Source organism: Hassallia byssoidea VB512170 (genome assembly GCF_000817785.2).
Taxonomy (GTDB): Bacteria; Cyanobacteriota; Cyanobacteriia; order Cyanobacteriales; family Nostocaceae; genus Hassallia; species Hassallia carrinoi.
On record NZ_JTCM02000169.1, the window covers coordinates 1 to 9,452 of the forward strand.

General features: G+C 41.5%; 13 protein-coding genes. 7 read left to right on the top strand and 6 right to left on the bottom strand.

Features of this window, described 5'->3' with window-relative positions; translation table 11 throughout:
- The first annotated feature begins 75 nt into the window (after nt 1-75).
- From PI95_RS36495 to PI95_RS33460, 4 genes are all read left to right on the top strand, one after another.
- Complete coding sequence (locus tag PI95_RS36495; RefSeq protein WP_236117306.1) at nt 76-216, top strand: hypothetical protein; 141 nt, start codon at nt 76-78, stop codon at nt 214-216.
- The gene (locus tag PI95_RS33450) at nt 209-1,102 is read left to right on the top strand and encodes a serine/threonine protein kinase (RefSeq protein ID WP_236117307.1); all 894 of its coding nucleotides are present in this window, start codon (nt 209-211) and stop codon (nt 1,100-1,102) included. The genes PI95_RS36495 and PI95_RS33450 overlap by 8 nt, the downstream gene beginning before the upstream one ends.
- Nucleotides 1,103-1,210: 108 nt before the next feature.
- Nucleotides 1,211-1,537, top strand: coding sequence for a type II toxin-antitoxin system RelE/ParE family toxin (locus tag PI95_RS33455; RefSeq protein ID WP_039748518.1), 327 nt, complete (start codon nt 1,211-1,213; stop codon nt 1,535-1,537).
- Nucleotides 1,538-1,541: 4 nt separating this feature from the next.
- Nucleotides 1,542-1,904, top strand: a complete 363-nt coding sequence (locus tag PI95_RS33460; RefSeq protein ID WP_039748516.1) for a helix-turn-helix domain-containing transcriptional regulator — start codon at nt 1,542-1,544, stop codon at nt 1,902-1,904.
- Nucleotides 1,905-2,000: 96 nt separating this feature from the next.
- Here the strand turns inward: PI95_RS33460 and PI95_RS33465 are convergent, their stop codons facing one another.
- Nucleotides 2,001-2,570, bottom strand: a complete 570-nt coding sequence (locus PI95_RS33465) for a Uma2 family endonuclease (RefSeq protein WP_039748514.1) — start codon at nt 2,568-2,570, stop codon at nt 2,001-2,003.
- 164 nt (nt 2,571-2,734) lie between these two features.
- Between PI95_RS33465 and PI95_RS33470 the strand changes: the two genes are divergently transcribed.
- Nucleotides 2,735-3,325: an HD domain-containing protein gene (locus tag PI95_RS33470; protein WP_039749019.1), complete on the top strand. Its 591-nt coding sequence runs from the start codon at nt 2,735-2,737 to the stop codon at nt 3,323-3,325.
- On the opposite strand, the gene PI95_RS33475 is transcribed toward PI95_RS33470, so the two are convergent.
- Nucleotides 3,291-4,376, bottom strand: a complete 1,086-nt coding sequence (locus tag PI95_RS33475) for an AI-2E family transporter (protein ID WP_039748512.1) — start codon at nt 4,374-4,376, stop codon at nt 3,291-3,293. The genes PI95_RS33470 and PI95_RS33475 overlap by 35 nt on opposite strands.
- Nucleotides 4,377-4,488: 112 nt before the next feature.
- On the opposite strand from PI95_RS33475, the gene pdxH reads away from it, so the two are divergent.
- Entirely contained in the window at nt 4,489-5,133 is a 645-nt protein-coding gene (gene pdxH / locus PI95_RS33480; RefSeq protein WP_039748510.1) for a pyridoxamine 5'-phosphate oxidase, read from the top strand.
- Here the strand turns inward: pdxH and PI95_RS33485 are convergent.
- The 4 genes from PI95_RS33485 to PI95_RS33500 all read right to left on the bottom strand — a co-directional run bounded on the left by PI95_RS33485 (nt 5,130) and on the right by PI95_RS33500 (nt 8,575).
- On the bottom strand, nt 5,130-5,294 hold the full coding sequence (locus PI95_RS33485; RefSeq protein WP_160111426.1) for a hypothetical protein: 165 nt from the start codon (nt 5,292-5,294) through the stop codon (nt 5,130-5,132). The genes pdxH and PI95_RS33485 overlap by 4 nt on opposite strands.
- A gap of 171 nt (nt 5,295-5,465) precedes the next feature.
- On the bottom strand, nt 5,466-7,025 hold the full coding sequence (locus PI95_RS33490) for a tetratricopeptide repeat protein (RefSeq protein ID WP_039748508.1): 1,560 nt from the start codon (nt 7,023-7,025) through the stop codon (nt 5,466-5,468).
- Between the two features lie 79 nt (nt 7,026-7,104).
- Nucleotides 7,105-7,953 (bottom strand): DUF3153 domain-containing protein, encoded by an 849-nt coding sequence (locus PI95_RS33495; RefSeq protein WP_163519428.1) that lies wholly within the window; start codon nt 7,951-7,953, stop codon nt 7,105-7,107.
- Between the two features lie 100 nt (nt 7,954-8,053).
- Nucleotides 8,054-8,575, bottom strand: a complete 522-nt coding sequence (locus PI95_RS33500; protein ID WP_039749016.1) for a tetratricopeptide repeat protein — start codon at nt 8,573-8,575, stop codon at nt 8,054-8,056.
- Between the two features lie 237 nt (nt 8,576-8,812).
- Here PI95_RS33500 and PI95_RS33505 point away from each other — a divergent pair, with 237 nt between their 5' ends.
- Nucleotides 8,813-9,304 (top strand): hypothetical protein, encoded by a 492-nt coding sequence (locus tag PI95_RS33505; RefSeq protein ID WP_039748506.1) that lies wholly within the window; start codon nt 8,813-8,815, stop codon nt 9,302-9,304.
- Nucleotides 9,305-9,452: the final 148 nt, after the last annotated feature.

Sequence of the window (9,452 nt, forward strand, 5' to 3'; positions counted from 1 at the left end):
AGACACTCATTGACAGCCTTGTTCTTAGTTGTTCGTGCAGCATCATAGACAGTCTGTGTAGAAGGCTGTCCATTTTTGTCCACGTTCATTCCAAGGGAAGATTTAGCAAGTTTGGTTGAGAATCAAGGTGCTTTATCTGAAGTCAATGCATTACGCTACATTCAGCAAATTGGTGAAGCGCTAATTGTAGTTCATGCGGAACGGCTTGTTGCATAGAGATATCAAGCCACAAAATATCATGTTGCGTTCAGGTAATTTGCAAGCTGTGTTAATTGACTTTGGCATTGCGCGGGATTTTACCCCAAATTTGACAAAGACGCATACGCAAATATTATCTGATGGCTTTGCACCGATTGAGCAATATGACAAAAGAGCAAAAAGAGGTGCTTATAGTGATGTTTATGCTTCTTCGGCAACGTTATATGCCATTTTAACAGGAGAAGCACCAACAATGTCTCCAGTTAGGGCTATTGGTACGCAGTTGGTGGAACCAAAAGAGATTAATTCTAGTATTAGTGAAAGAGTGAATCAAGCAATTATTAAAGGGATGGAAATAAAAGCAGGCGATCGCCCTCAGTCAATACAAGAGTGGTTATCACTTCTAAACCTTCAAAATACTAATGTTAATCTGCCTACTGTCACCATAGTTAACTCTCAAGAAATCGAGAAAGCTATTCATGCATTTTATGCTCATGTTGACTACAACAGTTCAAATGCAGGATTACTCATTCATCATAGAGAACATCGTAAAGATCCAACATTGCACTATCACATAACTATATCTGATACCCACTGCTTTAACTTTGGCGGAAACGGATTTGCTGTGTTTCCAATTCCACGGAAGGCTAAAAGGGCAGTTCACGTAAAATTATTAGATAGAAAAGATGTTCTTGATAGATGTTTAATTGCTTATCAGCTTTTTCAAGACTGGGATTATGGTATTTTGGGATGGAATTGCGAACACTTTGCTAGGCTGGTAACAAGTGGTGAAGCTATTAGCTATCAGGTGAAAGAGTCGCCTTTAGCGTTTTTCAATAATAATGGTTATAATCCACGAGCAAAAGAAATGATGGACAAAGCCTATCGAAACGCAAAATTTTAGTTTTGGCTGTGACTATACAGAGAATGGTAGTTCAATTTCGTATATAAAGGTAGCAATTTATTAAGGCAGGTGATGGAGTGCGATCGCCTTCGCTTGTAAAATTAAATAATGGAAGCACAACCTAGAGAAATCCAGCGTTATGTGACGCAATTCGGCAAAGTTCCTTTCGACGACTGGTTTTATGGGCTTCGGAATGCCAAAGCCAAAACAATAATCAATAAGAGACTTGACCGAGTTAGGACAGGAAATTTGGGGGACTATCGCTCAGTAGGAGAGGGAGTCTGTGAACTCAGAATTGACTATGGTTCTGGCTACCGCGTCTATTTTGGACAAGTCGGCTCTACAATTGTGCTTCTTTTGTGTGGCGGAGATAAAAGCACTCAAGACCAAGATATTAGCACAGCAATAGAATATTGGACAGACTATAGGAGTTAAAACAATGCCTAAGAGTTTACCTTACCACGAATTTTTGATTTCGCATCTGAAAGACCCAAGTTACGCAGCTGTTTATCTCGAAACTCATTTTGAATTAGAAGAAGGGGAAGAACCAGATCCTAAACTGCTGAAACTCGCATTAAGCCATGTAGCTGAAGCGCTAGGTGAACAAAATCTGACACCAGAAGAAGCCAAAGTGCATTTAGAAAAACTAGATGAATTGCTATCACAACGCGGCAGCGAGGCGATTTATAATCTGGGAACTTGGTTAAATGCTTTGGGATTAAAATTAACAGTTACTGTTGCACAAAAAGCAGAGAATAGCAACACAGATTCTGTAAATAATTCGGAATTAACAGTTTCGTAACTATAATATTTATAACAATTTGTAACAAGTTGTACCCTCTCCTCTTCCTCCGCGTTCTCTGCGCTCTCTGCGGTTCGTTATTAAATCAACACCACTCTACAACAACCTTTTTAAAGGCAATGTAAATCCCGGTACAACATCTTCACCGCTTAAAATTGCCGTAGCTGGATATTGAGTAATTGAATTATCAATTCGATAAACAAAAGCTTGCTGATTTTGACGGTCAATTAACCATCCCAAACGCACACCATTGGCAATATATTCTGCCATTTTTGCCTTGAGTTTTTCCAAGCTATCATTTTTAGAACGAATTTCAATGACAAAATCAGGTGCTAAATTGATAAACTGGTCTTCTTGCTGATCCCAACCTGATGGTAAACGTCCTTTCGCCACAAAAGCAGCATCAGGAGATTTTACAGCAGAATTGGGTAATCTAAAACCAGTACTTGAACTGAAAACTTCACCTAAATCTTGACTTTCTACCCAAGTTAGCAGATAAGCTATTCCTTTCGCCTCTCGATTTCCAGAAATTCCCCCAGTTGGTGGCATAGTTTCCAAAGTTCCATCCGCATTGCGTTCAAATCGCAGTTCTGGATTCTCTGAACTCATTTGCATCAAATCTTGATCAGAGTACCAAGACGGCAAAATCGCTTTTTCGCTTTTCATAACTATGCGATCGCAAGCTAGATAGATAATACAATTTTAGGCACAGATGCTCTTCGGGGCGCGTTAGGAGCGTTTAGTAAGGTTGGTTAAAATTAACACCATCACTCGTGCATTGAAAAGCATTTTCAGGTAAAGTGCTTTTCAATAATATTATGCTTGATAAAATGCTTTCAGAACGCTTTACCGAAGCCCTTACCTACGCTACACAACTTCACGCCAAGCAAATTCGTAAAGGTTCCGGTGTTCCTTATATCGCTCATTTGTTAGGTGTCGCGAGTATTGCCTTAGAATATGGGGCAAATGAAGATGAAGCGATCGCGGCACTATTACATGATGCCATTGAAGACCAAGGAGGAGCGGCGACAAGAGAAGAAATACGCCGTCGTTTTGGAGACAATGTAACAGCAATTGTCGATGGTTGCACTGACTCTGACACCATACCCAAACCACCTTGGCGACAACGCAAAGAAGCATATATTGCTCATATTTGCACAGCATCGCCATCGGTGTTACTTGTTTCCGGAGCCGATAAACTGTATAATGCTCAATCGATTCGCAAAGATTATCGCGTGTTGGGCGAATCACTTTGGGAACGCTTCAAAGGTGGCAAAGAAGGTACTCTTTGGTATTATAGAACACTTGTAGATACTTTCCACAAAACTGGATCGATCCCAATGATCGAAGAATTAGAACGGGTGGTTGCAGAAATAGAAGTTTTGGCTAGTTCCGCTCATCAACGGGTGGGTGAGGAATAGTAATTGAACCAAATTCAGTTTTGCCGTTTTTAATCGCATCGAAAGTACCTTTAATAGTACCAGCGATCGGCACAGCAACAAGTGTCCCCAACAATCCAGCAATCTCAAATCCCATCAAAATAGAAACAAAAATCCAGATAGGATTAAGCCCGATAACATCGCCGAGTAATTTCGGCGCTATCAAATTATCTTTAATTTGCTGCAACAAAATCGCTGCTATTGCGACTTGAATTGCTAGCCACCAACTTTGCAGCAAGACTAAAATTACCACCAAACCGATACCAAGAGACGCGCCAATAAAGGGAATCAGTTCGGAGATACCAATAAGTATGGCAAACAACAAAGCAAACGGCACGTTGAGAATCAAGAAAATCGGGGTGAGACAAACTATCATAAACAGCCCCAGCAAAAGTTGGCTGAGGAAGAAGTTGTGGAAATTGAGGCGCAAAGATGTAATTAACGGGACTCGAATGTTAGATGGTAAGAGATTAACCATACCAGACCAAACGCGATCGCCATACAAAAGCATGTAAAATGCTAGTACGACTATTAACACCATATTGAGTAATCCTGATAGCAGTGTCCCAGCCACGCCTACAGCACTAGAGGCTAGTTGTTGCACCACATTCTGAATACTGACATTGATTTGATTGCTCACCACCCTTAAATCTAATGGTAAACGCCGCTGTCTCGCCAATGCCTCAAACTGTTGTAAATTTTCTTGACTAGCGCTTAACAAACCAGGAATCTTATTTAAAAGTTGAAGCGTTTGGTCAACTACTATCGGCACTAAGGTGACACCCAAAATCACAAACAGCGTTAAAGCTGCCAGCAAAACTATAATCACTGCCTGAGTACGCGTAATTCGAGCGCGTTCAAAAAATTTTACTGGATAATTCAGTAAAAAAGCAAGAATCGCCGCAACGATCAAAATGGTAATTGGATGCTGAAATAAGCGATAAAACTGAGATACCAACCAAATATTCAGAGCGATAATTGGACCGCTCAGACCATAAAATAACAGACTTTTAACAGAGGCTGAACGGCGCATATTATGCAATCTTTTTTGGCAGAATAAGTAAGACTCAGCTGGTGCTGATGAATATGATAAATATTTTTAACAAAGATGTGTAAGCCTAGCTGATAAAAAAAAGCAAATCATCATGGACAAAACTATAGCTGACCTTCGCAAAGATTATACCTTAGAGGGTCTAAGCGTCTCGGAAGTTGATTTAAATCCTTTTAGACAGTTTAAAAAATGGTTCAATCAGGCACTAGATGCCCAACTTCCCGAACCGAATGCGATGACTATTGCCACTGCCACATCAGATGGCAATCCGTCGGCAAGAATGGTGCTACTGAAAGATTTTGATGAGCGTGGTTTTGTTTTTTACACTAACTATAACAGTCAAAAAGGACAAGAATTAGCCGAAAATCCCCAGGCATCTCTTGTTTTTTGGTGGGCAGAACTAGAACGACAAGTCCGTATTTCTGGACGGGTGGAGAAAGTTTCTGAATACGAGTCAGATGAGTATTTTCACAGTCGTCCGTTAAACAGCCGCTTGGGTGCGTGGGCATCTAATCAAAGCGAGGTGATAGAAAACAGAGAAGTTCTTGAGCAACGCTTGCAAGAACTTCAGGTAAAATATGAAAATCAAGATGTGCCGCGACCGCAGCACTGGGGAGGGGTGCGAGTGATCCCCACAAAAATTGAGTTTTGGCAAGGACGCCCCAGCCGCTTGCACGATCGCTTGCTTTATACTTGCTTGGATGATAAAACTTGGAAAATAGAGCGTTTGTCACCTTAATCGTTTTCGTCTAGCCAAGGTGGTATTGCACCTATTAATTGCTTGGGTGGTTCTATTCCACGAGAACCACCCGGCTCAGTTTTGCGAGGTTTGCCGATATTTGGCGGCTTGATATCTCTAGAAGAACTATCCTTTTGTTCTTTATTTTTGTCATCGCTCATTTTATACTCTCCTTATGAATTGGGAATTGGGAACGTGGTAATTGGGAACGTGGTAATTGAGAATTGGTAATTGAGAATTGGGAACGTGGTAATTGAGAATTGGTAATTAAGAATTATTTTTATTATCCATTCCCCATTACCCATTCCCCATTACCCATTACCCATTCCCCATTACCCATTACCCATTACCCAAAGAATGTCCTCTGTGTGCTTGGTAAAATTTTTACCTATTAAGCTGGGAAGTTCGGGTACTTCATTCAATTTCTTCAACATAATGAATTTCAATTCCGCATAATCTTCACAAATGCCTTGTAAATCTGGATCTTTACCTGCCCATTCCCATAAGGTGCGTTGGTAATCTCGCACTAGAGCGTAAACTAAATAACGGCGTGCTAGTGAAAGCGCAGTTTTTACCCCGGCATTAATTCGGTGAGCGATCGCATACCAAGCAGCTAGATTATATAAAAACCGAGTATTTAACTCTGATGTCTCATCCCAATTTTTCTTCAGCTTGTCTATTTCTGCGATCGCTTCCTGAATCAAATTGACATCACCTGTCATTAGCCCAGCCATCGCTTTGCCAATTATAATTCGCCGCTTGACAGATTCATCTTCACATGCATTAAGTGCGCGATCGTATTCCAGTATTGCTTGACGTTGCCAATTGAGACATTCTTTGTCTGAAGTTTCTCTTCCAAAGCTGCTGTATGTGTCAGCTAAATTTTCGTAAGGTTGAAACCATTCAGGATACAAAAATATTGCTTGCTGTAAATCTTCAATTGCCAACTCGTAGAACAATTTGCCCTGAGTGGCAGCGCTAGCTAGATTAAGAGCGCCAAAAAAGTTATAAATCTTAGCTTGATAGCGATCGCGTTTTCGTCCCAAGTGATACCAGGGCACAGCAGCCACCATTTCTCGCCGACTGAGTTCTAACGCCAACCAGCGAATAGCCGAGCCTAGTAGCTTTCTGTAGCGGTCTTTCAGTGCTTGTTCGGATACTGCCTCAACTGATTCCCAGACCGTATATAACTTAGAAGAAAGGCGACCTTCGATGTTAGTAATTTCAAAAGTAATTCCCAGGCGATCGTATTCTTTACCTTGGCTTTGCAAAATGCTAGTTACTTTCGTGCCATAAGTTGGAAATATCACCTTTAATATGTTCACCGCTGGATGCATTTGCTCTGGTGTGAACTCGCTAAGTGAAGTTACCAACTCACCAAGTCGTTGGTCTGGGGTTGTTTGCGGTAAAGGTAACTTATCAGGAGGGTGATAGCTTTCGGGTCCTTGGTTGATGATATGCTCTTTCACCCGTTGACGCACGCCTTTCATTTCCCCCACAAGTCTTTCTCGCGCTAATTGCGAAAGACCTGGTAACACGTTGTTCATTTCCTCAGCATCAGAAGCATTGATGAAATTGTCTACGATTAACTGAGATGAGCGGCGAAAAATCATGAAAATGAGGCGATAGACGATTAAAAGACTTAATAAAGCCGCTACAACCTTTACCAAAATCATGGAAATCCTGGTGACGTTTTTCTCTGCTACTTCCAGGTCGTCTGTCAACTTGGTGAGAGAAATGCTTGTTTTATCAGATTGACTTGGTGTTAATGTTGCAGTCGGTGTTGGTATGGCAATAATCTGTTGACTATATATGGATGGTCGCCGATATGCCGACAATCCATAACTAAAGACAAATAAGACACAGAATACTAACAACAGTCGTACTTTCACAACTTTCGGCTTGGTGATATTATGTCCGCTGTAGTGAGCGCTTCAGCGCTCTATATTAAGCGCTGAAGCGCTCACTACGTTACTGTGATGAATTAGCTGAATCAGCAGTAAGTTGAATGCTGGGGTCTGGCATAAAAGTATACCTTAGATAAAGTCCACCAGCAACAAACAAAATAATCAACAGAGTACCAATACCGAGGGGACTGGGAAGCCAGAAAACTGTTTCGATGTGGTTTAGTTGACCGGGGATGAGCTTCCATACCAGTTTATTTTGACTTTTTTCGGGAGCAATCGCGCTTTCAGTTTCTTGAATGATTTTTGCTTCCCAAGGAGTTTTCAAGCTAAATTCTAAATCGAGAATCGAGCCTGCGTTAGCTAAAACGTTACCATTGCTGGCAATTAGAGAAAGCGATCGCAAATCCACATCGTAAATCAACCGATTTCGCACTAACAGTAAAAAATTGTTTTGAAACAAAAGTAAGTTTGACTCAATTTTTGGCAATTCTGAATCAGATGTAGCTTTGACTTCAGTTTTTTGATTAATGTTGGGATTGAAAAATTCGTTAAACTTCGTTTGTAATTCCTCACCATTACTGAAGGGAATTGTCACAATAATTTCTTCTGGGGAAAGTCGCCGTACTTTGCCTTCTTCTTTGCGGGCGCGGCGTTCGATGCTATTTAACCATTCGTGTACTGAGTCACCGCTAAAACTAGTGAGCCGTTCTGCTAACTTAATATGCTGCACCAGTTCGCCGCGATTGGAGTTTTCAAAGTTTACCCCCGCTTCATACTGTACGCAACCAGATAGCAGCACAGATGCCAACAGCACGAGACACAAAATGGGATTTTGGATTTTAGATTTTAGATTTTGGATTGGAAAGACGCGATTAGTCCCAACTAAGCTTTTTGCTAAAGCCGATAAAATCATTACTATAAATCTCCACAAAAGTCAAACAATTTTGGATTTTGGATTTTAGATTTTAGATTTTAGATTGACCCCATACCATCATGTGGGGCTTAAATTAGGTTCAAAAACTCAACCAAACCAAGCTACCCAAGATTAAACTAATGGTAATTAATGCGACCCAAATAAAGCGATTATCTTTAGTATTGACTTGGCTTAAGTCAACGTATTCTCGCTCAGTCGGCTTTTTGGGTTGGTTCGATTTTGTACTATTAGCAGCGAGACGAATTTTACTTTCATTATCAGACAATGCGCCCAAATCGGGAATTTGAGTCATCCATTCGCTTGGTCTTTGTAGCTTCGGTGCTTTGAGAATGTAAACTAAGCGTCGGGCTTGTTTGCTGGTTTCGGAAAAAGGATGGCGTTTGAGTTCTTCGCAAAGGGCGATCGCATCTTCAGTGCGTCCAGCAGCTTCATAAGCTGTTACCAGCCAGATTTGTACCTCTCCCCCGGTGCGAGAATTGCGATTCACTAGAGCGATCGCTTTTTCTAAATTTTCCACCGCTTGCCGATATTGCCCACTTTCAAAAGCAGCTTTCCCAGACTGGTAAAGATTTTTGGCAATTTCTAAACTTTCTGCACTCACGTTTTGCACACAAATCAGCACTTTCTTAATTGTGCCAACGCCAGGAATATTTTTAAATCTTTCTCAAGCTGGTAACGTCAAACTAGATAAAGTTTTAAAATTGTAGTAAGTATACGTAGATTAAGGAGAATAAACCACACCCGCCCCTTGGTGTAGGTGCATCCTTTGTTAATTACGCTATTTTCTACGTCTAAAAAGGTTAAAAATTCTAACTTATCAAATCTGGGCGGTCAAAATATGCTTAAAATCAAGCATTGGCAACTCAACTGGCTGGGATTAGGCTCTGTGGCACTAATGAGCGCGACAATTGCCCCAGCCGCAGCCGAACAAGTAATAGTGATTGATGGTGGTGGAATTTCCATCGGTGTAAATCAGCCGCGTGTACGTGGTAACTCGATTTATTACAATCAACCGCGTGTACGTGGTAACTCGATTTATTACGGTAATCCAATCAGGGTAAACCAACCACCTTCCGTTGGTAATTTTATTTACGGTAGTCCGATTCCAACTCCCATACCTGTAGATCCTACAACGGGATTAACACCGAGTCGTAGTAGTGGTTACTACTATTCCCCGTATAGGCAAAATGTGAGAAATTCGACCTTTGTCAATCCAGTGTTGGTTAATCCGACAATTCGAGACTCAACGCTGATTAATCCAACGATTGTCAGAGATTCATGGCGTCGCGCACCAGTCAGGCAGCGCGTTATCTACAATTCTCCTTGGTAATGGGGAATGGGTAATGGGGAATGGGGAATGGGTAATGGGGAATGGGGGAATGGGGGACAAGGGGAGCCAGCGCTGTGCGGAGGCGTCCTCCGTTGAGGCGTCTGGCGTGGACAAGGGGAGCCAGCGCTGTGCGGAGGCGTCCTCCGTT